This window comes from Syntrophorhabdaceae bacterium (assembly GCA_036504895.1).
Classification (GTDB): Bacteria; Desulfobacterota; Syntrophorhabdia; order Syntrophorhabdales; family Syntrophorhabdaceae; genus PNOM01.
In genome coordinates this window covers 25,270-52,183 of sequence record DASXUJ010000040.1, presented here as the reverse complement: position 1 = coordinate 52,183, position 26,914 = coordinate 25,270, and the positions used below count along the sequence as shown (strand labels likewise).

25 protein-coding genes are annotated in these 26,914 nt (G+C 57.0%); 5 read left to right on the top strand and 20 right to left on the bottom strand.

Translation table 11 applies throughout. The annotated features are described in order from the left end of the window. Positions 1-325 precede the first annotated feature (325 nt). The 17 genes from VGJ94_05115 to mraZ form a co-directional block, all read right to left on the bottom strand. A complete protein-coding gene (locus VGJ94_05115) occupies positions 326-1,918 on the bottom strand; it encodes a radical SAM protein (protein ID HEY3275979.1) in 1,593 nt (530 codons plus the stop codon). An 81-nt stretch (positions 1,919-1,999) separates the two neighbouring features. Further along, positions 2,000-3,154 (bottom strand): cell division protein FtsZ, encoded by a 1,155-nt coding sequence (gene ftsZ, locus VGJ94_05110; GenBank protein ID HEY3275978.1) that lies wholly within the window; start codon positions 3,152-3,154, stop codon positions 2,000-2,002. 10 nt (positions 3,155-3,164) lie between these two features. Beyond that, positions 3,165-4,409 (bottom strand): cell division protein FtsA, encoded by a 1,245-nt coding sequence (gene ftsA / locus VGJ94_05105; protein HEY3275977.1) that lies wholly within the window; start codon positions 4,407-4,409, stop codon positions 3,165-3,167. Between the two features lies 1 nt (position 4,410). Beyond that, positions 4,411-5,112, bottom strand: coding sequence for an FtsQ-type POTRA domain-containing protein (locus VGJ94_05100; GenBank protein ID HEY3275976.1), 702 nt, complete (start codon positions 5,110-5,112; stop codon positions 4,411-4,413). Further along, a complete protein-coding gene (locus tag VGJ94_05095; protein HEY3275975.1) occupies positions 5,109-6,017 on the bottom strand; it encodes a D-alanine--D-alanine ligase in 909 nt (302 codons plus the stop codon). Before VGJ94_05095 ends, VGJ94_05100 begins: the two co-directional genes overlap by 4 nt. After that, positions 6,010-6,861: a UDP-N-acetylmuramate dehydrogenase gene (gene murB, locus VGJ94_05090; protein HEY3275974.1), complete on the bottom strand. Its 852-nt coding sequence runs from the start codon at positions 6,859-6,861 to the stop codon at positions 6,010-6,012. The genes VGJ94_05095 and murB overlap by 8 nt, the downstream gene beginning before the upstream one ends. A 26-nt stretch (positions 6,862-6,887) precedes the next feature. Next, complete coding sequence (gene murC, locus VGJ94_05085; protein HEY3275973.1) at positions 6,888-8,264, bottom strand: UDP-N-acetylmuramate--L-alanine ligase; 1,377 nt, start codon at positions 8,262-8,264, stop codon at positions 6,888-6,890. After that, a complete protein-coding gene (gene murG, locus VGJ94_05080; GenBank protein ID HEY3275972.1) occupies positions 8,251-9,318 on the bottom strand; it encodes an undecaprenyldiphospho-muramoylpentapeptide beta-N-acetylglucosaminyltransferase in 1,068 nt (355 codons plus the stop codon). The genes murC and murG overlap by 14 nt, the downstream gene beginning before the upstream one ends. Continuing rightward, positions 9,315-10,100: a hypothetical protein gene (locus VGJ94_05075; protein HEY3275971.1), complete on the bottom strand. Its 786-nt coding sequence runs from the start codon at positions 10,098-10,100 to the stop codon at positions 9,315-9,317. Before VGJ94_05075 ends, murG begins: the two co-directional genes overlap by 4 nt. Further along, positions 10,097-11,419: a UDP-N-acetylmuramoyl-L-alanine--D-glutamate ligase gene (murD, locus tag VGJ94_05070; protein HEY3275970.1), complete on the bottom strand. Its 1,323-nt coding sequence runs from the start codon at positions 11,417-11,419 to the stop codon at positions 10,097-10,099. Before murD ends, VGJ94_05075 begins: the two co-directional genes overlap by 4 nt. Position 11,420: 1 nt before the next feature. Further along, a complete protein-coding gene (gene mraY, locus VGJ94_05065) occupies positions 11,421-12,497 on the bottom strand; it encodes a phospho-N-acetylmuramoyl-pentapeptide-transferase (protein HEY3275969.1) in 1,077 nt (358 codons plus the stop codon). Further along, positions 12,494-13,855 carry a UDP-N-acetylmuramoyl-tripeptide--D-alanyl-D-alanine ligase gene (murF, locus tag VGJ94_05060; protein HEY3275968.1) on the bottom strand — a complete coding sequence of 454 codons (1,362 nt, stop codon included), beginning with the start codon at positions 13,853-13,855 and terminating at the stop codon, positions 12,494-12,496. Before murF ends, mraY begins: the two co-directional genes overlap by 4 nt. Then, positions 13,839-15,323: a UDP-N-acetylmuramoyl-L-alanyl-D-glutamate--2,6-diaminopimelate ligase gene (locus VGJ94_05055; GenBank protein HEY3275967.1), complete on the bottom strand. Its 1,485-nt coding sequence runs from the start codon at positions 15,321-15,323 to the stop codon at positions 13,839-13,841. Before VGJ94_05055 ends, murF begins: the two co-directional genes overlap by 17 nt. Next, on the bottom strand, positions 15,293-16,324 hold the full coding sequence (locus VGJ94_05050) for a hypothetical protein (GenBank protein HEY3275966.1): 1,032 nt from the start codon (positions 16,322-16,324) through the stop codon (positions 15,293-15,295). The genes VGJ94_05055 and VGJ94_05050 overlap by 31 nt, the downstream gene beginning before the upstream one ends. After that, positions 16,317-16,631, bottom strand: a complete 315-nt coding sequence (locus VGJ94_05045; GenBank protein HEY3275965.1) for a hypothetical protein — start codon at positions 16,629-16,631, stop codon at positions 16,317-16,319. The genes VGJ94_05050 and VGJ94_05045 overlap by 8 nt, the downstream gene beginning before the upstream one ends. An 11-nt stretch (positions 16,632-16,642) precedes the next feature. Further along, complete coding sequence (gene rsmH, locus VGJ94_05040) at positions 16,643-17,509, bottom strand: 16S rRNA (cytosine(1402)-N(4))-methyltransferase RsmH (GenBank protein HEY3275964.1); 867 nt, start codon at positions 17,507-17,509, stop codon at positions 16,643-16,645. Further along, the gene (gene mraZ / locus VGJ94_05035; protein ID HEY3275963.1) at positions 17,509-17,949 is read right to left on the bottom strand and encodes a division/cell wall cluster transcriptional repressor MraZ; all 441 of its coding nucleotides are present in this window, start codon (positions 17,947-17,949) and stop codon (positions 17,509-17,511) included. Before mraZ ends, rsmH begins: the two co-directional genes overlap by 1 nt. A 345-nt stretch (positions 17,950-18,294) precedes the next feature. On the opposite strand from mraZ, the gene VGJ94_05030 reads away from it, so the two are divergent. From VGJ94_05030 to hflX, 3 genes are all read left to right on the top strand, one after another. Further along, positions 18,295-18,909, top strand: coding sequence for a pentapeptide repeat-containing protein (locus VGJ94_05030; GenBank protein ID HEY3275962.1), 615 nt, complete (start codon positions 18,295-18,297; stop codon positions 18,907-18,909). 113 nt (positions 18,910-19,022) lie between these two features. Beyond that, on the top strand, positions 19,023-19,517 hold the full coding sequence (locus VGJ94_05025; GenBank protein ID HEY3275961.1) for a transcription termination/antitermination NusG family protein: 495 nt from the start codon (positions 19,023-19,025) through the stop codon (positions 19,515-19,517). A 209-nt stretch (positions 19,518-19,726) separates the two neighbouring features. Continuing rightward, complete coding sequence (hflX, locus tag VGJ94_05020; protein HEY3275960.1) at positions 19,727-21,238, top strand: GTPase HflX; 1,512 nt, start codon at positions 19,727-19,729, stop codon at positions 21,236-21,238. On the opposite strand, the gene VGJ94_05015 is transcribed toward hflX, so the two are convergent. The 3 genes from VGJ94_05015 to VGJ94_05005 all read right to left on the bottom strand — a co-directional run bounded on the left by VGJ94_05015 (position 21,235) and on the right by VGJ94_05005 (position 23,834). Continuing rightward, positions 21,235-21,570 (bottom strand): LysR family transcriptional regulator, encoded by a 336-nt coding sequence (locus VGJ94_05015; GenBank protein ID HEY3275959.1) that lies wholly within the window; start codon positions 21,568-21,570, stop codon positions 21,235-21,237. The genes hflX and VGJ94_05015 overlap by 4 nt on opposite strands. A 115-nt stretch (positions 21,571-21,685) precedes the next feature. Next, positions 21,686-22,378: a DNA repair protein RadC gene (gene radC / locus VGJ94_05010; protein ID HEY3275958.1), complete on the bottom strand. Its 693-nt coding sequence runs from the start codon at positions 22,376-22,378 to the stop codon at positions 21,686-21,688. A gap of 109 nt (positions 22,379-22,487) precedes the next feature. Then, positions 22,488-23,834 carry a TAXI family TRAP transporter solute-binding subunit gene (locus VGJ94_05005; protein ID HEY3275957.1) on the bottom strand — a complete coding sequence of 449 codons (1,347 nt, stop codon included), beginning with the start codon at positions 23,832-23,834 and terminating at the stop codon, positions 22,488-22,490. Between the two features lie 262 nt (positions 23,835-24,096). On the opposite strand from VGJ94_05005, the gene VGJ94_05000 reads away from it, so the two are divergent. Then, complete coding sequence (locus VGJ94_05000) at positions 24,097-24,372, top strand: NHLP leader peptide family RiPP precursor (protein ID HEY3275956.1); 276 nt, start codon at positions 24,097-24,099, stop codon at positions 24,370-24,372. 287 nt (positions 24,373-24,659) lie between these two features. Further along, complete coding sequence (locus VGJ94_04995; protein ID HEY3275955.1) at positions 24,660-26,909, top strand: TOMM precursor leader peptide-binding protein; 2,250 nt, start codon at positions 24,660-24,662, stop codon at positions 26,907-26,909. Positions 26,910-26,914 lie beyond the last annotated feature (5 nt).

The window sequence follows — 26,914 nt, the reverse complement described above, 5'->3', positions numbered from 1 at the left end:
CTGTACCATACGAGTATTCATCTGGCTACCTCCTTTTCTTTGTTCGTGGTGAAGACGATCACCACGATCTTTCTTAAGAAAGAGGGTAGCCTTTTTTTCTTTTCCCTGTACATTGTCTTTTATACATAGCATCTGAGGAGGCACGACGAGTTGGGTGGCTGAGTGCCGGACGAGCCGTCTTTTAGTGGGTAATGGGCGCAGCCGAAGCGGAGAGGATAAAGCCCTCACGCTGCCGTGGCCCCCAAACTTGCAAGTGCAAGGCTACCCGCCAAGACTTTGCCTTTTCACTTCTTTTCCCTCTCCCGCCTTATCTCTCTTCCTTTTCCTAGTCTTTCAACCCCTTCACACAAACCTCCAACCTCTTCCTCAACATCTCCTTCCCCACCACCCCCTTGATAAAATCCCACGGAAAGACCTCATCCTCTCCCCGCTCCCTCAACGTAAAGAAATCAGGGTTCAACGGGCTCTCGCGCCACACCTTCGCAGGGGGCTCGCCTTCGGCGAGCTTTACTATCGCGCCTTTCAGCCTCCTGTCTCCTCTCGCGAGTATGCCCTGGAGGACGCTGTATTTTACCGACTCGTGGGTGAAGAAGGTGTTGTCCACCTTGCCGAAGATCCTCTTGAGCCTTGTGAGCTTTTCCTTCAGGCTTGCCTGGTCATCCATGGGGAGCCACTGGAAGGGGGTGGCGGCCTTGGGGACGAAGGGGCTCGCGTGGACGGTGATGCTGCCTATGTTTCCTCTTGGTGCCGCGGCTCTTAGCATCAGGTGCTTCAGGTGCTTTACCAGCTCCCCTATGCTGTCCACGTCGTCCGCGGTCTCGCCGTAGAGGCCGACCATGAAATAGAGCTTCAGGTTGAAGGGACCGATGTCCAGGATCGCCTGGATCTTGTCCAGGATCTCGTTGTCTGTGAGGGGCTTGCCTATCGACTTTCTCAACCTTTCCGTGCCTGCCTCCACACCGAAGGTGAGGGTCTTCACGTCGTCCTTTATCTGCTCGATCACGTCCAAGGGGACCTCGTCCATCCTCAGGCTCGGCAAATGGGGGACTTTGCCTTGCCGTTTCAGTTCCTTTATGGTCTCGATCAGCCTCGGGTGGAAGGAGACGCCTCCGCCTATGAGGCCTATATGAGTCTCATTCGTTTCGAAGGGGGACGTGTTGTCATGGGTGAAGCCGTAGGAATTCCCTAAAAGGCAGAAGGGGCACCTCGAGGGGCAGCCTCTCGTGCCTTCCACCAGGTACATATCGCTGAACTCGGTGCCGTCGGTCATGATCTGGGAGGTGCCCAAGGACTTCCCCTTATACCGCTTCACTTTCACCGTGTAACCGGCGGGCGTAAAGGAGCGGATTGCCCCGTCCTCGGTATAGGAGGGCTCCATTTGTCTTGGATCGTAGGCAAAATCGAAGCTCCCGAGCTTCTCCAGGACCTTTTCTCTCTTTTTTCCGCGCTCTTCCCGGTAGGCATCCATGATGTCCGGGATCACCGCCTCGATATCTCCCATCAAGAATAGATCGATGAAATCGTGGATGGGCTCGGGGTTCGCGGTGACCGTGATGCCTCCGGCGATGATGAGCGGATCGCCCTCCTTCCTTTTTCCGGCGGAAATCTCTATGCCCGCGCGCTTCAGGATCTTCGGGAGGTTGACATAGTCTAACTCGAAAGAAAGGGTGACGAAGACGATCTCGAAGGCATCGAGGGGCCTGTTGCTTTCCACGGAGAGGGCCTCGCCGCTCTCTTCCCAAAAGGTGCGCTCGCAGACCACGTCATCCATGCGGTTTAAGTGCTTGTAGAGCATGTGGACCGCGAGGTTCGACATGCCCATGTAGTAGGCGTTGGGGAAGAGGACGGCCACGGGGATCATGGACCGCCACTTCTTTACGATCGCTCCCCGCTCGTGGGGTGGTGCTGCTTTTTTCATCACTTCTTCCCTCTACACAAAGGGGCGCTTTCCGTTCTCGTGCTCACGGAAAGCGCCCCCATAAATTTAGCCTGTGCCCCTTCAGTCGGCCTGCTTCCTCAGGAAGGTGGGCACGTCGTACCGGTCGTCGTCGATGTCGATGGACTCTTTCTTATTCATATCCTTGTAGTCCACGGCTACTTTCTTTTTCATGAAGGGCGGCATGTCCTCTTCCTCGAAGAGCCTGCTTCCCCTTCTTATGGGCTCGATATTACCTTCTTCCTGGGTGACGGTCTCTTCGAAGCCGGTGGCGATCACGGTGATTCTCAGGTTGTCGTTCATATTGTCGTCGAAGACGAGGCCCCAGATCACTTTCGCGTCTTCGTGGGCCTGTTCCTGGATGAGGGTCGAGGCCTCGTGGACTTCATGGAGCTTCATATCCGAGTTGCCCGTCACGTTGATGAGCACTCCGCGAGCCCCATGGATGGAGATGTCTTCGAGAAGCGGGCTTGATATGGCCTTCTGGGCCGCTTCCTTGGCCCTGTTCTCGCCGGAGGCCATGCCCACGCCCATGATGGCCATGCCCCTCTCGCTCATGATGGTCTTCACGTCGGCGAAATCGACTACCACGTGGCCTGATCCTATGATGAGGTCGGAGATGCTTCTGACGGCATTGAGGAGCACTTCGTCCGCTTTGAGGAAGGCTTCCATGATGGTCATATGTTTGCCGCCTATGGAGAGGAGTCTCTGGTTCGGGATGGTGATGAGAGAGTCTACCCTTGTCTTGAGCTGCTGGACCCCGAGCTCGGCCTGCTTCATGCGGTCCCTGGCTTCAAAGGCAAAGGGTTTTGTTGCGATGGCCACGGTGAGGGCCCCAAGTTCTTTTGATATCTCGGCTACTACGGAGGATGCGCCGGTCCCGGTCCCGCCGCCCAGACCGCAGGTGATGAAGACCATATCAGCGCCCTCTAAATGTTCTCGTATCCTGTCCACATCCTCGAGCGCCGCTTTTCTGCCGATCTCCGGATTGGCGCCCGCGCCGAGGCCGCGGGTGAGCTGCTGTCCTATCTGTATTCTAGTCGGCGCCTTGCACATGGCGAGAGACTTTACGTCCGTATTGACGGCGATGAACTCGACGCCCTGCACATTCGCTTCCACCATGTTGTTCAGGGCGTTGCAGCCCCCGCCGCCGATACCTACTACTTTAAGCTTGGCCGAGAAACCATTGGACTCATCCATGTAAAATACAGTATTCACCGTGCACCTCCTAGAAAATTTCTTTGAACCAGTCTCTCATCCTGTCGATCATCTTGCCGCCCGAAAACATTTTTGTAAGTCCTGCAGCCCGGTCGTAGCCCTGCCTTTTGGCTTTTCCCCCCTTGAACCCATGGAGGAGAAGGCCTACGCCGGTAGAATATATGGGGTTGTTCACCACGTCGATAAGTCCTCCCACGCCGATGGGGTAGCCGCGCCTGGCCGGGAGGTTGAAAATGCCTTCCACGTACTCGGGCATGCCTTCCAGGTTCGCGCATCCGCCGGTAAGGACCACCCCTGAGGCGAGGACTTTCTCCGCGCCTGATTTCCTGATCTCTTCGTAGATAAGGGATGCGATCTCTTCGACCCGGGGCTCGATAATGTCGGCCAGGGTCTTGCGCATCAGCGTCCTGGGCTTCCTGCCGCCCACGCTCGGCACGTCTATGGTCTCGTTCGCGCCGATCATGCCCGAGGAGGCACAGCCGAATTTTTTCTTGATCTTCTCCGCCTCTTCCACGGGGGTCCTGAGGCCTATGGCGATGTCATTGGTGATGTTGTTGCCGCCGAAGGGCAAGACCGAGGTATACCTGATGCTCCCGTTCGAAAATACGGCGATATCGCTCGTGCCGCCGCCGATGTCGACAAGGGCGACCCCGATCTCCCTCTCTTCCTGAGTGAGGGTCGCTTCCGCGGAGGCGAGCTGGGCGAGGACGATGTCGGTCACGTTGAGGCCCGCGAGCTTGCAGCACTTCATGATATTCTGGGCCGAGGAGACGCTGCCCGTCACGATATGGACTTTCACTTCGAGCCTGACCCCCGAGATGCCGGTGGGCTCGTAGATGCCGTCCTGGTCGTCCACGATGAATTCCTGGGGGATGACGTGGATAAGCTCCCGGTCCGCGGGTATGGCCACTGCCTTGGCCGCATCTATTGCCCTCGTGATGTCGTCCGCCCTTACCTCTTTGTCCTTGATCGCCACTACCCCGTTCGAATTGAAGCTCTTTATGTGGGGCCCGCCGATGCCCGCCAGGCAGGACTCGATCTTGACGCCCGCCATGAGCTCGGCCTCCTCCACCGCTTTCCTGATGGAGTTGACCGTAGTATCCATATTCACGACCACGCCTTTTCGTAATCCGGTGGAAGGGTAGGAGCCTATTCCTATAATATTGATCTTGTCTTCCACGACCCGCGCCACGACCACGCAGATCTTGGTGGTGCCTACATCAAGGCCGACAAGGAGCCCGTCCTCTCTTTGCATATCAACCCTTCCTTTCCTGAATGATGGCGCCTTTCTCGAAACGTGCGTCGATACATTTTATCAGGAGCCCTCTCTTTTTTGCATCTTCGAACACTGCCACCGCTCTTTTCAGCCGCTTGTCCTGCTCTTCTTTTCCGAGAATGATCTCCACCCCGTTCTCAAGGCCGAAGAGGGTGATGTTCCCGTCATTATACGCTATTTCCGACAGGGCGTCCTTCTTGATAATTCCTTCCCTGACCCACCCGCTGATCTCCCGGTAAAGGCTCTTCGCCTCTGCCTTCTCGCGGGCGTTGATGATGTAGAGGTCCTTGTCGTCTCCCTTTTTCAGGCCTCTGTAAGGGGAGCCCGATTCATCGAGGACCATGATTTTCCCGTCGCCGTTTATCCACAGGGCGGAAGCCTGTTTCTCCTTCACGTCGATGACGATGGAGAAGGGGAAGACCCGCTTGATGCTTACTTCTCTCACCAGCGGGTTCGCGGTGATCGCCTCTTTCATCTTCGCGGCGTCGATGCTCAGGATGCTTTCCCTGAGAAAGGGGGCGACCCTGCTCATCACGTCCGTCTCTTCTATCTGGCGGACCCCGTTGATCTTGATGTTCTTGAGGAAGAAGAGGGGCTCTTCCTTGGAGAACAGGTAGATCACCGTGAGGGTCGAGATGACGCACAGGGGAATGAGGAAGAAGAGGGTGAGTGTTTTCTTCATATTTTCAGCGCTGCCCCCAGGAGTATCTCCTCCACCAGGTCGTCGAAGGTCCCGCCAAGCTCGGCCCAGGCCTTCGGCACGAGTGAGGTCTCGGTCATGCCGGGTGAGGTGTTGATATCGATCACCGAAGGTGTCAGCCCGTCGACCAGCATATCGATCCTCGCCGAGCCGGAGAGGTCGAAGGCGTGGTAGACCTTGAGGGCCGCCTCTATTGCCGCTTTTTCCGCCTCTTTGCTCATGGGGGCGGGCACGATGTAACGGGTCTTGCCTTTCGTATACTTCGCCTCGAAGTCGTAAAAGCCGCTTTCGGGCCTTACCTCCACGATGGGCAGCGCCCGGCCGTTCACCACGGCTACCGTAATCTCCTGGCCGGCCACGAACTGCTCGACGAGCACTTTCCTGTCGTAGCGGAATGCCGTCTCCAGGGCCTCTTTCCGCTCTTTCTGCTCCCGCACGATCGATATCCCGATGGTCGAGCCCTCATTCGCGGGCTTCACCACATAGGGCAGGGGGAATTCGACGCTCTCCCCCTGGATTGCCACTTTATAGGCGGGGGTCGCGATCCCCATGGCGGTGAGGATATATTTCATCGTGATCTTATCCATGGCGTTGGCCGAGCCGAGGACGCCGGAGCCCGTGTAGGGGATGGCCATCATCTCGAGGAGACCCTGGATGGAGCCGTCCTCGCCCCATTTGCCGTGGAGGACGATAAAGGCGGCATCGATCCGCTCCTGCGCGAGGGTCTCCACGAGCCTCTCGGCCGGGTCGATGGCAACGACCTTATACCCTTTACGTCTCAGCGCCTCTTTCACCGCGGCCCCGCTTTTCAGCGAAACCTCGCGCTCCGAGGACCTGCCGCCCAAAAGGAGTCCGATCTTCTTCATCAACATGTCGTCTCTACGCATCGAACCCCCAGAACTCCACCTCTTCCTCCAGTAATACGCCTGTTTTTTCGAATACCTCGCTCTTTACCTTTTTCGTAAGGGCAAATATGTCCGAAGCCCGGGCAGAGCCGAGGTTGATGATGAAGTTTGCATGCTTCTCCGAGACCCGGGCACCTCCCAAGGTATACCCCTTGAGCCCCGCCTGTTCTATGAATTTCCATGCGGGCTCGCCGTGTACGCTTTTAAACATCGAGCCCGAGGAAGGGAATTCCATGGGGTGCCTCTTCATTCGCTCGTTGAAGACATACTCCATTTCGGCGAGGACCTCCTCCCGCGGCTTTTCCGTGAGGAGGAAGCGGGCATTGACCACGCAGTCGGAGGGGGTGACCGGAGATTTCCTGTACCCGTACTCTTCCGCCATCTTCGGGCGCACTTCCTTCTTGCCTTCCCGGTCCATGACCCTTATCTCCTGAAGCGGGTCGGAGACTGACGCCCCGAAGCTCCCCGCGTTCATCCTGAGCGCGCCGCCCACGGTGCCGGGGATCCAGTAGAGCCGCTCGAGTCCCGAGAGCCCGCGCCGCGCGTTCTCCCTGATAAGGGCCGTCAGCGAGATGCCCCCTGCCACTTCCACCGAGATGCCATCCGATGTCTTCTTATAGGTCTTCTTCCTCATCTTCGTGAGCCGTATCAGGGCTTCGTCGATTCCCTGGTCGCTTACGATCACGTTCGTCCCGTTGCCCACGACCCTGGTATTCAACCCTTCGTCGCGGCATTTTCTCAATATGGCGGCGAGGTCCGCCTCATCCGCGGGAAAGGCCATGAGCCGCGCGGGCCCTCCCACTTTCATGGATGTATATCTTTTCATGGGGACTTTCTCCATGATCTGCCCTCTTATTCCTTTCCACTCCATACCGCTTTGAGCCTCTCGTCTATTCTGTTCACGTCCCCCGCTCCCAAAGTGATCACCAGGTCCCCCGGTTTCGCATGGGTGAGGACGAGCTCCGCCGCCTCTTCCTTGGTCGGGGCGAAGGTCACGTTCTTATGGCCGCTCGCTTTGATCCTCTCCGCGAGGACACTCCCCGATACCCCGTCGATCTTCTCTTCCGATGCCGCGTAGATCTCCGTCACGATCAGGAGATCGGCGTCGTTGAAGGAGGTGACGAAATCATCCATCAATGCCCTGGTCCTCGTATACCGGTGGGGCTGGAAGACCACGATGACCCGTCCTTTCCACATGCTTCTCACGGCGGATAAGGTCGCCTTGATTTCCGTGGGATGGTGGCCGTAATCGTCCATCAGCTTGATCTCTCCGTCCCACTTGACCTCGAGTCTCCTCTGGATGCCCGAAAAGCTCTTCAAAGCATCCCTGATCACGGTGAAAGGCACGTCGAGCTCTATGGCCACGCCCACTGCTGCGAGGGCGTTGCGCACATTGTGGATGCCGGGCAGGGTGATGCTGATCTCGCCCAGGCCGTACTCTTTATAAATGACCTTGAAAGTGGTCTCGAATCCGTTATAGGTGATGTTCTCCGCCCTCAGGTCCGCCTGCTTCGAAAGGCCATAAGTCATGTAGCGCCGCTTGAGAGACGGGATCAGGCTCTGGAGGTTGGCGTTGTCGATGCAGATGATATCGACGCCGTAGAAAGGCACCTTGTTGAGGAAAGTCTGAAAGGCGGCCTTTATCTCCGTAAGGTCCTTATAAAAGTCGAGATGCTCGAGGTCGATGTTCGTCACCACCGCGATGGTCGGGAAAAGAAGGAGGAAGGTCCCGTCACTTTCGTCTGCCTCGGCCACCAGATATTTGCTGTCCCCCAGCTTCGCATTGCTGCCCAGGCTATTGAGCTTGCCCCCGATCACGCACGTGGGGTCCATGCCTGCATGGCCCAGGACGGCGGAGACGAAGGAGGTGGTCGTGGTCTTGCCGTGGGCCCCGGCTACGGCGATGGAATACTTCATCCTCATGAGCTCCGCGAGCATCTCCGCCCTCTGGATCACGGGGATGAACCGCTCCTTTGCCATCACGATCTCGGGGTTATCGGGCCGCACCGCGGAGGAGACGACGACTACGTCCACGTCCTCCACGTTTTCCGCCTTGTGGCCGAGGAAGACCCGGGCCCCCAGCTGCTCGAGCCTCTCCGTGGTATCCGTCTTTCTCAAGTCGGAGCCGGTTACCTTGAAGCCGAGGTTGAGGAGCACCTCTGCGATGCCGCTCATGCCGATGCCCCCGATCCCCACGAAGTGGATTGTATCTATTTTATGAAATACCATGAAATATCCCCCTGATTATCTGCTCCGCCGCATCGTCTTTGTAAATGCGCCCAATGTTTACGCCCATGTCGCTGATAAGCCCCTTTTCTTTCATGAGGTGGCCCACCGCTTGATAGAGCCTTTCACCGGTCGCCTCGTCGTCGCCTATCACATATCCCCCGCCTATATTCTCCACATAGGTCGCGTTCTTCCACTGGTGTCCCCCCGCGGAATAAGGATAGGGGATGAGTATGGCGGCCTTTTTAAAAAAGGCGAGCTCGAAAATAGTGCTTGCCCCTGCCCGGGATATGACGACGTCGGAGAGTCCATAATATTTTTCCATGGCATCGGTGAAGGGGAAGACCTCATGGCGCACCCCGCTTTTCTCGTAGGCGTCCTTCACCATCTCATAGTCCTGGGGACCGGTCTGGTGGTAGATGACGACCTCGTCATGGCCTTCGAGATAAGGCAGGAGGGAGATGATCGAGAGGTTGATGCTGTGGGCCCCGCGGCTGCCCCCGAAGACGAAGATGCCGAAGGTCAACTCATCCTTTGGCTCATGGGCGGCGGTAAGCCTCTTCCTGAGCGGATTGCCCGTATGGATGACTTTTTTGCTCTTTATGTACTGCTCCGTCTCGTCGAAGCTTATGAAGATCCCCTTCGTGAACCGGGAGAGGATCTTGTTCGCAAGGCCCGGCTGGACGTTCTGCTCATGGAGAAAGCTGGGTGTGCCGGAGAGTACGGCGGCGAGGACCACGGGCACCGAGGTAAAGCCCCCCATGCCGAGGACCGCGTCGGGCTTCTCTTTTCGTATCATCGAGAGGGCGACCAGTATGCCTTTCACCACGGCCAGAAGGGTTCCCACTTTCTTTACGGCCGACTGCCCCAGGAACTGGCGTGCCTTGATGAAGAGGAGCCGGTATCCGTAGGGCGGGATGAGCGTGCTTTCAAGGCCGTAGGGCGTACCCACGAAGACCGCCTCATTGGTCCCGGGCAATCCGGAAAAGGCTTCCGCCACGGCGATGCCGGGGAATATATGTCCCCCCGTGCCTCCCGCGGAAATAAAGAGCTTCATGCCCGCCCCCTTTCCGCTCTCATCATCATTCCCATGAGAGGCGCGGCAATGAGAAGGGCGATGACCGGCTGATAGAGGAGGCCGGCGCTCAGCTTAAATCCGAGGACGAGGAGGAAATCGACGGCAATGTAGACGAAGCCGAAAAAGACGAGGATCTTGGCGAAATCGGGCTTCTTCATGAACCCTGCGAAGCTGAACATGAGAAGGATGAAGGTCGCAGCGAGAAGGATGTACCGGTCGATATCCCCCATTCTAAGCCCCATGCCTGAAAACCCTTTCCGGGCAAAGAGGAGGTAGACGAGGATGCCTGCCGTATAGAGGGCGATCACTGCCATGAGCTGGTGCCTGCCGATGACGAAGAGGAAAAGCATGATTGCGAGCGCCATGGCGAGGAATATCAGGGGTTTGCCCATGAGGAAGAAGTTGAAGCAGGAGCTTAAAAAGAGTATGGAAAGGGCCAGCCCCTCCTTGTAGAGACCCTTGCCCTTGTCTCCTAAAGAGATGAGGTAAAAGGCGATGGCATAAAAGGAGAGGAATATGACGACAGGCTCCATGGGGACCTTGGTGTGGAGCGGAGGGTAAAAGAAGAACCCTGCGGTTGCGAGGAGGGAGAGGGCGATAAAAGGGTATTTCATTGCCAGGATGTACCGCCCGGGAATGCGGGATACGAGGACAGCCGATGCAAGGCCCCCGAGGATGAAAAGCACTTTTACCAGGGTAAACTCACGGAATAATCCGTAGAGGAGAAGGGCGGCAAGTATGAGGATGGCGGCTTTCTTCATAATGACTCCACTATGCCCTTAAAGATGTTACCCCGTTCCTTGTAATCCCGGAACATGTCGAAACTGCTGCACATGGGGGAGAAGAGTACGCCGTCGCCTTTTCGGGCAATTGTGAGCGCCCGCTCCACGGCCCCCTGCATATCCGTTTCCATATAGACCTGAGTGATGTCTCCTATTTCCCGGGCAATACGCTCCTTCGCCTCCCCGATGAGCACCATGGCCCGGAGTTTCTCCTTGAGACCTGCAATGGATCGATAGCTGCCGCCCTTGTCCTTGCCGCCTGCAATGAGCACCACCTTTGAATTCATGCTTTCAAGCGCCCTTTTCGTGGCATCCACATTGGTTGCCTTCGAATCGTTATAAAAGACGACCCCTCCGATCTCCCTCACGGGCTCGACCCGGTGGGCGAGGCCTTTGAATTGATTGAGTGCCCCTTCGATGATCTCCTGGTCGATATCATGGATATGGGCCGTGATGAGGGCGGCGAGGAGGTTTTCCGTGTTGTGGACCCCCACGAGCCTGGAGAGGCTTCTTTTATAGAGAAATTCTTTGCCCTTCACCCTCACCTTCATGAGATCGCCCTCGAGGAAGGCCCCTTCTGCCACCGGCCCCGTGGAGGAGAAGAAGAGCGTATGTGCCTTCAGTCCCTCATGGGCCAGGCCCGCTCTCACCACGGCAAAATCAGTTGATGACTGATTCTCGAAGATCCGGTATTTTGCGTCTGTATATTCTTTGTAGCTTCCATACCGGTCGAGATGGTCCTCCGTAATGTTGAGGAGGAGCGCGGTCTGGGGCCTGAAGGTCTCCACCGTCTCCAGCTGAAAACTGCTCACCTCGAGGATCACGTAAGAACCGTCCTCTTTCGCGGCCACATGATTGATGAAGGGGTTTCCGATATTGCCCCCCACGAAGACCCCCTTGAAAGCCCGTGAAAAAATATCGCCCAGGAGCGTCGTGGTCGTGGTCTTTCCGTTCGTGCCGGTGACGGCGATAATGGGCTCGGACGTAAAGCGCGCGGCGAGCTCGATCTCCCCTATCACGGGGATGCCTTTTGCCTTCGCTTCCATGAGAAAAGGCAGGCGGCTGTCGACCCCGGGGCTTACGACTACAAAAGGGTAGGAGGCGAGGAAATCCCCCTCGTGGCCGCCGAAAAAGCCCTCGAATTGAATCCCTTCGAGTGCCTTGAGCGACGGCGCAAGGGCCTCTCTCGTTTTTGCATCCGTAATGGCGATCTTCCTGCCCGTTCCATAGAGGAATTTCGCAAGGGCGACCCCGGATTTACCGAGGCCCACGATCAATATATGGTCAGGTAAGGACATATCACCTCAATTTCAATGTGCTAAGCGCGATAAGGCCGAGGATCACCGAAATGATCCAGAACCTCACCACGATCTTGCCTTCGTTCCACCCTTTCAATTCGAAATGGTGGTGGATGGGCGCCATCCTGAAGACCCTCTTGCCCCGATACTTGAAGGAGAGGACCTGGATGATCACGGAGACGGTCTCGATCACGAATATGCCGCCTGCGATGACCAGGAGGGCCTCCTGCTTTATGATGATGGCGATCGCCCCCAGGGATGCCCCAAGCGATAGGGAGCCTGTATCGCCCATGAAAAGCTCGGCGGGGAAGGTATTGTACCAGAGAAAGCCGATGCCCGCCCCGAGCATGGCCCCGCAAAGGATCGTCAGCTCTCCCGCGCCCCTCACGTAAAAGATCTGCAGGTACTGGGCGAATTTCACGTTTCCCACGAGATAGGCGAAGAGGAGGAAGGTGGAGCAGACGGTGAGTACCGGGCCTATGGCGAGCCCGTCGAGCCCGTCCGTCAGGTTGACCCCGTTCGAGGAGCCCACCACGATGATTACCCCGAGGATGATATAGAAGATCCCAAGGTCGGGGGTGGCGTTCTTGAAAAAAGGTATGGTCAGCTCCGCGTTGAAACCCGGTCTCGAATAGACGAAGGCGCTGATGAGCAGGGCGAGCAGTATCTGGAGGAGGAGCTTCATCCGCCCCGTGATGCCTTTACCCTTGGTGCTTCCGAGCTTACGCGCGTCGTCGATGAAGCCTATTGCCCCGAAGCCGAGCATGGTGAAGGTGACGAGCCAGATATACTCGTTCGTCAGGTCGGCCCAGCACAGGGTAGGGATGATCGTGGAGACGAGAATGACGAAGCCTCCCATGGTAGGGGTCCCCGATTTCTGGGCGTGCCTCTCGGGCACGTCTTCCCTCGTATCGCTCTTGATCTTCCACTCGTTGAACTTCCTGATCGCGTAAGGGGTCAGAAAAAAGCTTATGATCAGGGCGGAGAGCGTGGCGAGCACGGTCCGGAAGGTGATGTACCGGAATACGTTGAAAAAGGTGATTGTCGTGTGGAGCGGGTAGAGGAGGTGGTAGATCATGAGATCAGGGCCTCCACTATTTCTTCCATTTTTGCCGCCCTCGAGCCTTTCACCAGGATTACATCTCCTTCTTCCAGTGCGCCTTCGACATATGTGATAAGTGCCGCTTTGTCGCTGAAGAGGCGGGCACGGTCAGCGCCCAGCTCAACGTATGCCTCCTTCATAGACTCGCCCACGAGGGCGATCACGGGAAGAGAGGTCCCTTTGAGAAACCTGCCCAGCTCCCTGTGGTAGAAGGCGCTCTTTTCCCCCAGCTCCCTCATGTCCCCGAGGACCGCGAGCCTTTTGCCCTGACAGGGCAGGCTTTCGAGCGTGCGGATCGCCCATTCCATGGATGCGGGGTTGGCGTTGTACGTGTCGTCCACCACGGTGAAACCCCGGGGGGATTTTTTCACCGTAAAGCGCATGGAAAAGGGACGGAAGGTCTCGATCGTCTGACCGATCGCGTCTGCGCCAAGCCCCGCCGAATAGGCTATGGCGGAGGCGGCGAGGATATTGTAGAGATTGTGCGTCCCGAGAAGCCGGGTCACGGCGCGGATCTCGGCCCCGGGAAAGGTAAGGGTGATCTCCGATCCAACCCAACCGAGGTCCCGATCCACCCTGAGGTGAAAGGGCGCCTCACGGGCAATTCCGTAGACACACGTTTCACGGCCTGTTTCCTGATAGGCGGCCGCGAGATAAGGGTCGTCGGCATTGATAAATACCTTGCCTCCTTCCCGGGTGGAATGGAAAAGGTCGAGCTTCTCCGCAAGCACGCCTTCGACATCGAAGAGCCCCTCGAGGTGGGACGGGTTGATGTTGGTGATGAGGGAACAATCGGGGAGTGTGGTCCGGGCTAAGGCCTTGATCTCGCCGGGGCTATTGGTGCCGAGCTCGAAGACGAGTACTTGGGGCTGCCCTTCAATGGAGAGGATGCTCTTCGAAACGCCTATAAGGTTATTAAAGTTCTTCTCGTTATATGCCACGGAGAACGAACGCTTCATCATATCTACGAGTATCTCTTTGGTGGTCGTCTTACCGTTACTTCCGGTGATGGCGATGCAGGTCCCGGTAAGGGTCTGCCTTTTCCACCGGGCGAGGTCGAGGAGCGCCTGGACCGTATTTTCCACGAGGATCACGGTGCCCTTCACCTTTTTATAGATCTCTTCCCGCCCCTTTTCGCACAGGGCGCCGCCCAGCGATGCCTCGTACGCCTGTTCCACGAAGAAATGGCCGTCAAAATTGGCGCCGGTAAGGGGGATATAGAGGTCGCCCTTGCCGATGGTCCTCGTGTCGGTCGATATGGAGGCGAAGCTCTCCCGCTCGACGCGGTACGCCGTGCCCCCTACCGCCTTTATCACTTCAGCCGTGGGCCACATTTAAATACTCCTCTGCAACTTCCCTGTCGCTGAAATGGAGGGTGCGATCTCCGATGATCTGGTAATCCTCGTGTCCTTTGCCGGCGATCAGGACCACGTCCCCCGGTCTCGCCATGGAGAGGCCCTCCGTTATGGCGTCCCTTCTATTCTCTATTGTTTTGAACGGGCCGCCGTTAAAACCCGAGACAATCTCTTTCACGATCTTTTCAGGCTTCTCGCTCCGTGGATTATCGGAGGTGACGATGGAAAAATCTGCCAGATGGGAAGCGATGCCTCCCATGATCGGCCGTTTTGCCGCGTCCCTGTCTCCGCCGCAGCCGAAGACGACGATGAGGCGGCCGGTCTTCAGGCGTCCCAAAAGTCCGAGAACTTTTTGCAGCGCATCCGGGGTATGGGCATAGTCGACGAAGACGGAGATGCCTTGTCCGTTGGCGACCCTTTCAAGCCTGCCGGGCACGCCGGTGAGGTGTTCCACCCCTTTCTGTATGGCCTCCCGGGGAAGAGCCGCGCCGTAGCCGAAAAGGCAGGCGGCGAGGATATTGGAGGCGTTGAACATCCCTACGAGACCGGATCGAAGGTCCATTGTCTCTCCCCTGAGGGAGACGCGAAGAGAGAGCCCGTCGATCGTCTCCGTGCCCGAGACGAGGAAGGCGTCGGCCTCTTCGTGTATCGAATAAGTCAGGGTCCTTACGTTTAATCCGGGCTGGAAGACGGCGACCTCCGGGTCGTCGAGGTTAAGGACCGCATATTTTCTCTTTTTCGCGCTCATTTCCAGGTAGCGCGTAAAAAGGAGCGTTTTCGCCTCCTTATACTCCTCCATGGTCTTATGGTAATCGAGGTGGTCCTGGGTCAGGTTCGTGAAGATGGCCATATCGAAGTCGATGCCTTCCACCCGCTTCTGGTCGAGGGCGTGGGAGGAGACCTCCATGGCCACGATTTCGGTGCCTGCGAGGCGCATCTCCTGAAGAAGGCCGTGGAGCTCCACTGCGCCGGGCGTGGTGTTGGGTGCGGAGAGGACCTGGCCGCCGTACCGGTAGGAGATAGTGCCGATGACCCCGGCGTTCCTGCCGGCTTCCCGCGCCATGGACTCCATGAGAAAGGTGGTCGTGGTCTTGCCGTTGGTCCCGGTGATGCCCGCCACGAAGAGGTCCTTTGAAGGCATGCCGAAAAACCGGGCCGCCACGTTCCCGAGAAGCTCGTCCACGTCGGGGGTCAGGATCAGGCAGGGGACAGGCCTCTCCGGCGTCTCCTCCGCTGCCACGGCCGTTGCGCCGAGCCTCAATGCTTCTTCTATATAGGCCATGCTTTTCTTTGTGGCGAAAAAAAGAGAACCCCGGCCCGCGGACCTGGAATCTTTCGTGATCCCCGTGATCTCCACTGCCCCGTCGCCCGTGATCCGGGTTACGTTCAGGCCGTCTATAAGGGCTGCCAGTTTCATTACCTGCTCGTTCTCCCGTAAATGATGCATTCCACTTCCCCCTGGGACCTCTGGAAGGGCTTCGGCTGCTGGTCGGTCACGTTCCCGCTTCCGAAGACCTGTATCTTCGAAGTCTTAGGGGAGATCTTGCTGATGGCCTCACGGATGGTAAGATTGGTAAGGTTGGGCATCATCCACTCTTCTCCCTCCTCGCGGCGCTCCTTTACTCCATCCTTCGGCCGGACAACCTCGAAACCGTTTTTGCCTTTTGCGATGCCCACGTGATCGAGGAGGAAGGGGAAAACGTTCTGATAGTCGGCGCTCACATGCCGGTCATAGAGGCTGAGGAGTTTCTTCTTCTCCACACTATAGCCGCGGCCGAGGATAAGGTCGTCGGCTGCAGGTTCTTCTTTTTGAATTATCCCCTCTTTTTTGAGAAATGCGAGTATCTGTTTTTTTCCGATAGCCCTGGAGATGCTTCGTAGACCTTCTTCGTCTCTATCTTTCAGTATGTCGAGGGGTTTCTTCCAACTGGGATTATTATAGCCACCTTTTTTGATGAAAATCAAACCTTCCCTCTCGATAAGGCCAGCTCGCAGCGCGTAGCAGACGATGGGGGGCGCCATGAGGAAGCCCGGCTCCGCCGAAACCCCGTCACGAAGAAGGGCCGTGACAGGAAGGATCGTCTCTTTCGGGGCCAAGGCTGCTTCCGGTTTTGCGGGAGCGGCAGCCTTCTGCTCAAGGGGCTTCGTTGGGGTTACAGGTGCGGGCTCGGGCAGGGGCGCGGCATAAGGGACGGATACGGGCTCCGTGAGGGCGGCACTCTTCGTAGCGGCCGCGGCCGCCGCGGGTGTGACGGAGGCGACAGGCGCCGGAATCTGCTCTCTTATCGCCTTTGCAGGTACGAGACCCATAGGCTTTGCCTGTATCCCCTCCTTGTCTGCAATCCTCTTCATGCTCAACTTTTCGGTAAGGTTCAACCCCACTATCACATACATCACGAATATGGCCGCACATATAAAAAAGGCTCTTCTCCTGGCCTTTTTATTCATGTCTTAAAACCAGAACCTCTTCCTCTTTCGGTCTTGTGAGCCCGAGTCGCTCTTTTGCCTTGAGCTCGATATACCTGCTCCTCGTGATGCCGGAAAGCTCCACCTTCAGCTTCTCGTTTACCCGGGCGATCTCCCGCTCCTTCTTCAGCCTCTCGATCAACTCCTCTCTCCGGTCGTTGAAGGCCCCTCTCATGAGGAGCGAGCCGAAGATGAAGACCGCGAAGCTTATGACCACGATTAAGGTGGTATTAATGCCCCTATGGTATCCCACGTCTCTCTTTAACGGAACATACGATCTGGGCTGCATGAGACCCCCGGTTATACTTTCTCGGCGATCCTGAATTTTGCACTCCGCGCGCTCGGGTTCTCGAGCGCCTCGGACCTCAGGGGCCGGATCGGTTTCTTGGTGACCACGTCCAGGTCGGGAGAAGTCTTGAACATCTCCTTTATTATCCTGTCTTCAAGAGAATGAAAGGAGATGACGCCGATGCGGCCTCCCGGGACAAGCATGGAGACAGCGCCGGTCACCCCGGTCCTGATGTTGTCGAGCTCCTGGTTCACTTCCATTCTCAAGGCCTGAAACGTCTTTGTGGCGGGGTGGATCCTGCCCTCCCGCCTTTTCGCCTTCTGTACGACCGCTGCCAGTTCCTTCGCGGTGGAGATCGCCTTCTTTTTTCTTTCTTCCACGATCATGCGCGCGATCCTCGGGGCCTTCCACTCCTCCCCCAGCTCCTCTATCACCTTCTTCAATGCTTCGTATCCGTAGCCGTTGACCACGTCATAGGCAGTGACCGGGCTCCTGTTATCCATTCTCATATCAAGAAAGGCGTCATCATTGAAACTGAACCCCCGCCCTCCCATGATCTGAAATGTGGAGAGGCCGAGGTCGAAGAGAATGCTGTCAGCGGCAGGGATATGAAGAGAGCGTACTATATCGGCCAGATCCCTGAAGTTGCCCCTCACGAGCGTAACCCTTTCTTTGAACGGGGCGAGCTTCTCTTCCGCAAACTTCAGATTATCCTCATCCACATCGAGGCCCACGAGCCTCAATTTATTGTATCTTTCCAGGAGGGCGGATGCATGGCCCGCCCCGCCGAGGGTGGCATCCACATATACCCCTTCTTCGTTCCTCACCATGTTGTCCGTCACTTCGGCGAGAAGAACAGGTATATGAGCGACGCCCATCAGAGGCCGAATCTCGCGATGACCTGCTGCATCTTGTCGCGGTCCTCAGTGACCCTGCGATATTCCTCATCCCACTTTTCGAGTGCCCAAATCTCGATCTTCCGGTAGTTTCCCACTACCATGACGTTTTTCTTTATGGCCGCATAGGTCTTGAGGGAGGGGGAGATGAGGACCCTTCCCAGCTTGTCGATAGGGCATTCAACGGCGCCGGAGCGGATGAACCTCAGGATGGCCGCCTCGTCGCTTGTCATATTTTCACGAGTCGAAATCTTTTCCTGTAAATCGACCCACTCTTTATAAGGATATGCTACAATGTAATCGGCATGGTTAGTCAGGATAAGTCTCATATCATAGGCGGCAGAGAGGGTTTCCCGGAACCTGGCCGGGATGCTTACCCTGCTCTTTTCGTCCAACCCGTATTCATATCTTCCAGAGAACACTTTTATCCCACCTTATCCCACAATTTACCACTTTAGACATATATACTTTCGCCACAGGCTTTTGTCAAGGCTTTTTTAAGATATCTTGAGAAGGAGTTTTGCATTGTGGTTATTGGAAAAACGCGGGGCTCGGGATGAGCGGGGATGGTCCGGGGCAGGGTCCCCGCCACGGGAGGGGAGATGGCCCGGAGTGGAGGGTCGAGGTGATCTTTTTTTTCACCTTTTGGTCTTATTTTTACCGCTGTTGATGGACGGTGGGAAGGAAGGTCTTTCGGACCGCCCCTGTATTACAATATATAATATCCCGATAGGATGGTATGGGAAAAAGAGAAAAAGGAGGAGTATATGACAACCTTCTTTCTTGTCGCGGCGGGGATGGCGATGGTCTTTCTTGCCCTCTCGCCGGGAATTGCCGCAAGCCCGGGGGATATGGAAACCCTCAGGAAAAGCGGTCAATGTGCGCGATGCGATTTATCCGGGGTAGATCTTTCCGGCCGGGACCTTTCCGGGGCGAACCTGTTTCAGGCGGACCTCTCCGGCGCGAATCTGGCGGGGGCGCGGCTCACCCGGGTAAGACTGAACCTCGCCCGCCTGGATGGAGCGAACCTTTCCCAGACCCAGCTCGTGGGGGCGAACCTGTCCCGGGCGACCTTGACCGGCGCACACCTCTCCGGGGCGAATATGAGAGGTATAAACCTCCATGCCACGGATATGAGAGGCGTAGATCTCAGGGGGGCGGACGTGAGGGCCGGGAATCTCTCCTATGCAGTCGTAACGGGTGCGAGGCTACAGAATGCAAACCTCTCGGGGACGGACCTTACGGGCGCCGATTTCTCAAACTCCGATCTCACGGGATCGGACCTGACGGGAGCGAAAATAGCCGGTTCCGACCTGTCCCGTTCAACCTATGTCGACGGGACCTTGTGCGGTGACGATTCCTTCGGCCTTTGCAAAAAATAGCCTTTCCCCATCCGGGGCGGCTCACGTGAAGAGCCGAATGAGCAGGCCTCGTCCTGACGGCCATTTGCGGGGCAGAGCTTGCAAATTGGCTCGTTTTGTCCCATAATAGAATTATGAAGCGCTGGTATGTGGTAGCCACGAAGCCGAGAAATGAAGAGCGGGCAGCAAATAACCTCGAACAGGGAAATATAGAGGTCCTTGCGCCGAAGATCAAGATCAGGAGATTCAAGGAGGGACAGTTCCACAATGTGGTCGAGCCCATGTTCCCCGGCTATATATTCGTGAGGTTTCACCCCATCGACGAATTCCGGCTGGTGAAATATACGCGGGGCATCAAAACGATCGTCAATTTCGGCGGCCGGATCGTTCCTGTCACGGACCAGATGATCGATTTCATCAAGGCGAGGCTGGACGACGGGGTGGCGACTATTCAGCAAAGGGCCTTTCGCGAGGGCGAGAGGGTGCTTATCAAGGACGGACCTTTCAAGAACCTGGGCGGCGTCTTCGAAAAAGAACTGGACGGGAGGGAGAGGGTAGCCATTCTCCTTGAAGGCATCAATTTCAGCGCCCGCATGGAGATCGACAGGGACCTGATCGCGAGCGCCTGAAGGGATCTGAGATTGCCGGCCCCCGCCATTCATCCAGACAAAGAGCGGCGTAACACCACGCCGCCTTCACCCAAAGACAGAGGTATGCCATAGACATATACGGAAACATTCAGGGCCTTGACCACCTTTTTAAACGAAGACTCGAAAAACTCTACACGAAAAGAATCGAACCCGCGTCGGTGATCTCAGTCGACACTGCAAGGAACCTCATGCAGATATCGAAAGAGACGAGACGACAGGTGGGCCTCCTCGTCAATAGGAGGGGAGTGGTGGAGTCCGTGGTGGTAGGGGAGAAAGGAAAGATAGAGATCCCCCGCCTCACCTCCGAGAGGGTGGGGCGCGCCCGTTTCCGGGGCCTCAGGTTTATCCATACCCACCTCGCAGGCGAGCTTCTCTCGAAGGAAGATTTGAGCGACCTCGCGGTGCTTCAGCTCGATCTCGTGGCATCGATCCTGGAGAGAAAGGGGGAGTCTTCCGAGGCGATCCATATCGCCTACCTCATTCCGGAGAGTAAGGAAGGCAGGGCATGGGATTTTATCGGACCCCTTCCCCTGACGGAGCTCGAACTCGATTTTACCGAATTTGTCACCGAGCTCGAAAATGAGTTCGTCAAAGCGAGGGGGAGGTATTACCTCGTGGAAGGCGACAGGGAGCGATGCATCCTCGTCTCCGTGGTGCCGCCCAAATCGAATAAGGAAGTGGAGGAGCATATCGCCGAGATGAAGGATCTCTGCTACTCCGCGGGCATTACCGTCCTCGACACCTTCGTGCAGAGGCCCAAAGAACTCAACCCCCAGTACCTCGTCGGCAAGGGGAAAATTGAAGAGGTGGTCATGAGGAGCCAGCAGCTGGGCGTCGACCTCCTGGTCTTCGATGAAGAGCTCTCCCCCGGCCAGATCATGAATATATCGGCCCTCACGGATTTGAGGGTGATCGACAGGAATCAGCTCATTCTCGATATTTTTGCAGGCAGAGCAGAGACCACGGAGGCGAAGATCCAGGTGGAGCTCGCCCAACTGCGTTATATCCTCCCCCGCCTCGCAGGCAAGAATACCGCATTATCCAGGCTCACGGGCGGAATAGGCGGCAGGGGTCCCGGAGAGACGAAGCTGGAGATCGACAGGAGGAGGACGCGGGAAAAAATCAGTTTCCTGGAGCGCCGCCTCGAGGAGATCCAAAAGGTAAGGGATAAGAAGAGGCAGAAGAGGAGGCTCTCCGGCATCCCCATCGTCTCGATCGTGGGGTATACGAATTCAGGCAAGTCGACGCTCCTCAACCTCCTCACCAAGAGCCGGGTGGAGACGGAGGACAAGCCCTTCAGCACCTTAAACCCCACCACGAGACTGATAAAATACCCGGAACGGAAGAACATCATCGTCACCGACACGGTGGGATTCATCAAGGGCCTGCCCCAGGTGCTCGTGAGGGCCTTTATGGCAACCCTCGAGGAGCTTAAAGACGCCCATCTTCTCCTCCACCTCGTGGACCTGAGCGCCCCTGATTTCGAGGAGCGGATGGGGGTGGTCGATTCCATCCTCGCTACCCTGGATTTAGGGGAGAAAAACCGCTTTATCGTGTTCAACAAAAAAGACCGGGTGGAGCCTTCTTTTTCGAGGCTCGTGGAGGAGCGCTACGACGCGGTCTCCATATCATCTCTCAATAAAGAAGGCATCGAGCGTCTTGTGATGGCAATAGAGGAGAAGCTGCGGTACCCTGATTAGCCGAAGTGCTTCCGGTAGACCGATTCGAGCGCGTCTTTCACGTCCGCGCGAAACGCTTCATAATCCCTGATGAAATCCGCTCCCCGGGGAGTAATCGTCGAGCCTCCGCCGGAAAGCCCGCCTGTATGTCTCTCAAGAAGGGCAAATCCGAGTCTCTCTTCGATAAAACGGACCGTGAGCCACGCCTTGCGGTAGGACATCTTCATTTCCATGGCAGCCTGGTGGAGAGAGCCCGTCTTTTCCACGAGCTTCAAAAGACGGTAGGGGCCTTCTCCGAATGCCTTGCCGTCTTTATCGAGCCAGACCTTGTACGCAAGCTTCATATTTTCCATAGGTCTCTTTTACACCTCACCGGGGGAATCTGTCAAGAGATTTGGGAGTGCCGTCGGTGCGGGCGCGACGGCGAGGCGAAAGGGTCGTTATTCCAATTCCAAATCAGAATTGGAATTAGAGCAGGCCCTTGCCTTTAAAGCTGAAATATCCCGTATTGGTGACGATGAGGTGGTCAAGGACCTCGACCCCCATGATCTTCCCTGCATCTTTTAGCCGTTTTGTAATCCTGAGGTCTTCCTCCGACGGCTCGCAGTCGCCGGAAGGATGGTTATGGGCAAGGATCACCGAATAGGCATTGTGCACGAGGGCCTCCTTGAAAACTTCCCTTGGATGGACGAGGCTCGCGTTCAGAGTGCCTACCGAGATGGTGGCGATGCGGATGATCCGGTTGCGCGTGTTGAGCAGGATGAGCTTGAAATGCTCTTTGGCCTTGTCCGTTATGCTCGTACGCACTGCCCTGACCACGCTTTCCGGGTCCGTGATCTGGTAATCGTCAAGGTCCCGCTCCAGCTCCTGCCTCTTGGCAAGCTCGAAGGATGCCTTCAGTTGGGCCGCTTTCGCAATGCCTATTCCCCTTATGAGGGAGAGCTCCTCAATGGTCGCGCTGCTTAAGGCCTTGATGCTTCCGAACCTGGTCATCAGCTCCTGGGCGATATTCATGACCGACTTCTGGGAGACGCCGCGGCCGATGATGAGGGCCAGGAGCTCCTGCGAGGAAAGGGCCTCGGGACCGAAGCGCTGGAGCCGCTCCCGCGGCCTCTCGGGCTTGGGGAGGTCATGAACGGTAAAGAAGGCCTGATCTTTCATAGATGAGATTTACATTATAGAAGAAAAGGGATTATTTACAAAGGATAATCGAAAAAAAAGGAATAAAAAAGAGAAATAAAGAGAATCGGCCTGCGAACCCCCGCGCCGCCTATACTCCCTGAATCGGATCGCCGGTCCCCTTCCCTGAGGGGCGTGCCGCGGTATCGAGCTTGAACCTCACGATCTGGACGTGCTCTTTCAGGAAAAAGAGCTCGTCATAAAAGGCGACGGACGTGCGGATCCTGCTGATCGCCTCTTCGATGCGATCGAGTCGGTCCATATAGGGGGCCGTGTCAGTGCCCGGCCCGTAGTCGATGATCTCCTTCTCCAGTTTCCTCAATTCGCGGTAGAGGGGATAATATTTCTTCCGGTTTCGCCACGTGTAGATCCACGGCGCGACGCCGATCAGTGGCACGATGATCATTCCGAGGGGTATGAGGATAAGGGTCACCCGCTCGACAAACGTACCGGCCCAGAAGGGTAGATAGGCATAGAACCAAAGGGGTCCGGACTTGTAGAACCGCCGGGCCTGCTCGCTGATCGGGTCGTCCTGTTTTGTGAGGGTGGGGAACTCCCCTGCCCTGTTGACCCAGCCTGCGCCGTTAAAAATTTCGACCGACGCCTTGAGGAGCACATAGACCAGGGCAGGATGCAGGTCCTTACGGATAATGAGATTTACCGTAGGGGAGAGGAGGTGCACCTCCGTCGGGGGGTTGTGACTTCCCGGATCGAAGACGCCCCTCGGGAGCACCACGTGGGAAAGATCGGGAAAGCGGCGGGAATAGGCCTCTGCCTGGCTCATGCTCATGAGCTTCACGTCTTTTGCCGTAAGGAGTTCTTTGATCAACCGGTTATCGGGCGAGCCGAAGGTCATGATCGCATCCGCCCTGCCGTCGAGGAGCGCGCGGTTTGCCTCGGCATAGGGCAGATCGAGAAACTGTGTGGGCGGACCCGTGACGCCCGCCGCCTCGAGGAGGGCAAGGGAGAACTGCCTCACACCGCTGCCTTCGGGGCCGATCGCGATCTTTTTGCCTTTCAGCTGGGTCAGGTCATGGCAGACAACATTTCCTTTGTAAAAAATCCAGAGCGGGGTATAGGCAATGCCTCCCAGTGAAACAAGGTTCGACGCTTCATCGATCGCCCCGAGCATGCCCTGCATGAACCCTGCGGCAACATCGTGGCTCCGGTCTTTGAGGAGCCTCATATTCTCGACGGCTCCCGTTGTGGGACGGGCCACCACCCGGATGCCGTCACGGGCCAATACCTGCCGGTAAGACTCACCGAAGGCTGCATAGGAGCCGCCTTCCATGCCCGTGGCAATCACAATGGTTTTCGGCGGGAAGGGCTGCAGGAAATGAAAGCTCATCCATGTGACGAGAACGAGTAATACCACGGTAACGGCGATGGCAAGAGACCACGCGCTCAGTGTCAGTTGCCTGACCTTCTGACGGCCCATTTTCGTCTATCTCCTTTTTCCGGCATGAACAGGGATCATTTGGATGGGTATATTATAATGATTCTGACAAAGGTTATACAATCCCCCGCTCATTGGAGCCTCTTCCGTGGGGCGGAAGGGGCCGGAAAGGAAGGACGGGGCCCTATCCGGAACCGCGCCAATGTGGCGGTACTTATTGAGTTTCTTCCATTAATATGTCACACTATGGGCACCGGTCCTGGGAAATCCGGATCGGGACCGATTTTTGAGAGGGGTAGGTAAGATGGACGAGGAAAAAAAAGCGCAGAGATTAAAGATGGCCAAAATAATCGCGAAAGCATGGAGCGATGGGGCTTTTAAAAAGAGACTTTTCAGTGAGCCGAAAGCAGTGCTGGAAGAGGATGGAATTACCCTGCCCCCGGACCTTGAAGTGCAGGTGGTGGAACAGACGGATGAACGTATGTATGTGGTTCTCCCCTTCAAATCGCAGGATGGCAAGCGTGGACCGTGGATGTGCGAAGATGACGCATACGATTTGCCCTGCGCCGGGTGCGACTGAGGAACGGCGTGCCCTTCACCGCGAGTCTCTTCGGCATAACCCTCATTTTGCTGTAATCATTGGCCCATCCTTACAGACTTTTGTGCCCCCTTCACCCCCTGCAAAATTGTGGTTCCCACTGTCGTGATTTTTTCCGTCGCGCCATGGTGGGCGAAGATCGGATCACTGATTGGCTATAGAACTCGCCTGCTGTGCGGGAAAAGGGTGCTGAATCACAGGGCATTGCGGCGCGGGCATGGATGGGTCGACGGCCCGGCTGACCGGAAAAGAATGAGAGGCGTCGTTATATGGGCACATTCAGAATAAGGACCGGATATGCCGTAATTAAAGGCAAGGACGGCGGACGGTCGCTTATAGACGAAGAAGGAAGGGAAACCCTTTTCTCTCACCCGGCGTCCGAAATAATAGACCTTATACAACAGGGTGTGGTGAACGAGGACGCCCTGGTCGCCGCGCTCATGGAGAGTTTTTCCCCCGACCGACTCTATTATAGCCTTATTCAGCTCCAAAAGGCGGGGATCGTCGTTGCCGATCGGGCAGCGCCCGAGTCCCCTGCCGACCTCTTTCGCGCGAGGCTCACCGGCGATTCAGATTCCATACCCGCCATGACAATAAAGATTCTCTTCATGGGAGGCGCCGAACGGCCCGCCGCAGCCCTTGCCGCATCTCTTTCCCGTTCCGGGGCACTGAGTGTCGAAGGGGTCGGGAAGGGGGGCATGGCGGGAGAATACGATACCAATGCAATCTACGTGGCGGTCACGCCCGATTATCTCGAACCGGAGCTCGAAGCCTTCGGCCGCCTGGCCTTGAAGAAGGGCGTGCGATGGCTCCCGGTCAAGCCGCAGGGGATAATCCCGTGGATGGGTCCCCTATTTATCCCCGGAGAAACCGGCTGCATCGCGTGCCTCCTGGACCGGGTAAAAGGACACCGCCGGGCAGAGGCCGAAGAGATCCGGCTACGGGGCGGAAAGGAGTCGCTACGCCTTTCTGTGGGCCATACCGCGTACTCCCTTGATACAATCGCGGGACTTCTCGCGACCGAACTGGAAAAAACAGCGGCCGGAGGTGCCTCTCCTATGGGAGGCGCTCTGTTTACCTTCGATTTCCGGAGCCTTCAGCTTACCCGCCACGCCCTTACAAGGCGCCCCCAATGTCCCCTCTGCGGCACTTTTCCGCCGGGCGACACTGCCGTGCCGGAGGGGCCGCTGCGGCTCGGGTCGCGGAAAAAAGCGGAATATAGGGACGGCGGCGAGCGGGTCTGCGCCGCAATCGAGACCCTGGAAAAGTATGCCCCTTTGATAAGCCCTATCACCGGCGTGGTGGGACGGCTCGCGGCCGTCGAGGGTATTCCCGCCTGTTTCGGGACGGTGGTGCGAGGCGATTGGATCGTGCGGGGAAGGTCACATGGGGCGGCAATGAGCCGTAATGGTCGCCTCTCGCCGACCGGAATCAGCTCGGGCAAGGGCCGCAGCCTTCCCCAGGCCCAGGCGAGCGCCTTAGGCGAGGCGATCGAGCGCTACTGCTCGCAATACGAGGGCTACGAACCATGCATAGGGGCCCCTTTTACAGATCTCGGGGACGAGGCGATTCATCCCCACGACCTCATGGGCTTCAGCGAGCGCCAATATCGGGAGCGCGAGGCCTGGCGCCGGAAGGGGGAAACTGCGTACGTGCCCGATCCTTACGATGACGCACGCCCCATTGATTGGACGGCCGCCTGGTCTCTTACGCAGGGACGCCGGCGGCTCATCCCGAGCGCCTATGCGTACTACTCTTATCCGGTGGAAGGGGGAGGCGACATCTGCCCGGGGTGCAGTAACGGCGTGGCCGCGGGCAACTGTCTCGAAGAGGCGACTATGCAAGGGTTCTTTGAGCTGGTGGAACGAGATGCGGTTGCGATCTGGTGGTATCATAAGCTTCTGAAGCCTGCGGTGGACTGGCGCGGCTTCGACTCGCCTTATACTGCTCAAGTGGATCGCGCAATGGAGGAGAAGGGCATGGTCCTCGAGGTCCTCGACCTGACCCATGATCTCGCGATTCCCGTATTCGCGGCAAATCTCTTCGACCGGAACAAGGGATATTGCTTCAGGTCCATCGGGCTGGGCGCTCATCACGATCCCCGTATCGCGCTGGAACGGGCGATAGCGGAGTTGGGCCAGTCCTGGAGAATGGCCGACCGGGACGAGGGCAGCATCAGGTTTCAGGAAAGTCCCCACAGCAGGGAACCTTTCTTGCGGGCCGATCCCGATCAGGTCCCAAAGAAGCTCTCTGATTTCATCGTGCATAAGAGCGATGATTTTCTCGATGAGATCACGCGCGCGGTGCGGATGCTCGAGACCAGGGGACTCGAAATGGTGGTCATGGACCTGACCCGCCCCGATGTAGGCTTCCCGGTCGCGAGGGTCATCGTGCCGGGGCTTATCCACTTTTGGCCCCGCTTCGGGTGCCGCCGGCTTTTCGAAGTGCCCTTGAGGGCGGGATGGATTGATGAAGATAAGGGCGAGGACGACCTTAACCCCGTGCCCTTTTATCTATGAATATG

Bases quoted from the DNA above. Each gene is read 5' to 3' on its own strand.
- mraY (HEY3275969.1), bottom strand. From the start codon at position 12,497: ATGATCTACCACCTCCTCTACCCGCTCCACACGACAATCACCTTTTTC.
- murD (HEY3275970.1), bottom strand. From the start codon at position 11,419: ATGTCCTTACCTGACCATATATTGATCGTGGGCCTCGGTAAATCCGGG.
- VGJ94_05045 (HEY3275965.1), bottom strand. From the start codon at position 16,631: ATGCAGCCCAGATCGTATGTTCCGTTAAAGAGAGACGTGGGATACCAT.
- murC (HEY3275973.1), bottom strand. From the start codon at position 8,264: ATGGTATTTCATAAAATAGATACAATCCACTTCGTGGGGATCGGGGGC.
- murG (HEY3275972.1), bottom strand. From the start codon at position 9,318: ATGAAGCTCTTTATTTCCGCGGGAGGCACGGGGGGACATATATTCCCC.
- VGJ94_05055 (HEY3275967.1), bottom strand. From the start codon at position 15,323: ATGCATCATTTACGGGAGAACGAGCAGGTAATGAAACTGGCAGCCCTT.
- ftsA (HEY3275977.1), bottom strand. From the start codon at position 4,409: ATGCAAAGAGAGGACGGGCTCCTTGTCGGCCTTGATGTAGGCACCACC.
- VGJ94_05115 (HEY3275979.1), bottom strand. From the start codon at position 1,918: ATGAAAAAAGCAGCACCACCCCACGAGCGGGGAGCGATCGTAAAGAAG.
- VGJ94_05025 (HEY3275961.1), top strand. From the start codon at position 19,023: ATGAAGCGCTGGTATGTGGTAGCCACGAAGCCGAGAAATGAAGAGCGG.
- VGJ94_05075 (HEY3275971.1), bottom strand. From the start codon at position 10,100: ATGAAGAAAGCCGCCATCCTCATACTTGCCGCCCTTCTCCTCTACGGA.
- rsmH (HEY3275964.1), bottom strand. From the start codon at position 17,509: ATGGGCGTCGCTCATATACCTGTTCTTCTCGCCGAAGTGACGGACAAC.
- hflX (HEY3275960.1), top strand. From the start codon at position 19,727: ATGCAGATATCGAAAGAGACGAGACGACAGGTGGGCCTCCTCGTCAAT.
- VGJ94_05095 (HEY3275975.1), bottom strand. From the start codon at position 6,017: ATGCGTAGAGACGACATGTTGATGAAGAAGATCGGACTCCTTTTGGGC.
- murB (HEY3275974.1), bottom strand. From the start codon at position 6,861: ATGAAAAGATATACATCCATGAAAGTGGGAGGGCCCGCGCGGCTCATG.
- murF (HEY3275968.1), bottom strand. From the start codon at position 13,855: ATGTGGCCCACGGCTGAAGTGATAAAGGCGGTAGGGGGCACGGCGTAC.
- VGJ94_05005 (HEY3275957.1), bottom strand. From the start codon at position 23,834: ATGGGCCGTCAGAAGGTCAGGCAACTGACACTGAGCGCGTGGTCTCTT.
- VGJ94_05000 (HEY3275956.1), top strand. From the start codon at position 24,097: ATGGACGAGGAAAAAAAAGCGCAGAGATTAAAGATGGCCAAAATAATC.
- radC (HEY3275958.1), bottom strand. From the start codon at position 22,378: ATGAAAGATCAGGCCTTCTTTACCGTTCATGACCTCCCCAAGCCCGAG.
- VGJ94_04995 (HEY3275955.1), top strand. From the start codon at position 24,660: ATGGGCACATTCAGAATAAGGACCGGATATGCCGTAATTAAAGGCAAG.
- VGJ94_05015 (HEY3275959.1), bottom strand. From the start codon at position 21,570: ATGGAAAATATGAAGCTTGCGTACAAGGTCTGGCTCGATAAAGACGGC.
- VGJ94_05030 (HEY3275962.1), top strand. From the start codon at position 18,295: ATGACAACCTTCTTTCTTGTCGCGGCGGGGATGGCGATGGTCTTTCTT.
- VGJ94_05050 (HEY3275966.1), bottom strand. From the start codon at position 16,324: ATGAATAAAAAGGCCAGGAGAAGAGCCTTTTTTATATGTGCGGCCATA.
- VGJ94_05100 (HEY3275976.1), bottom strand. From the start codon at position 5,112: ATGAAGAAAACACTCACCCTCTTCTTCCTCATTCCCCTGTGCGTCATC.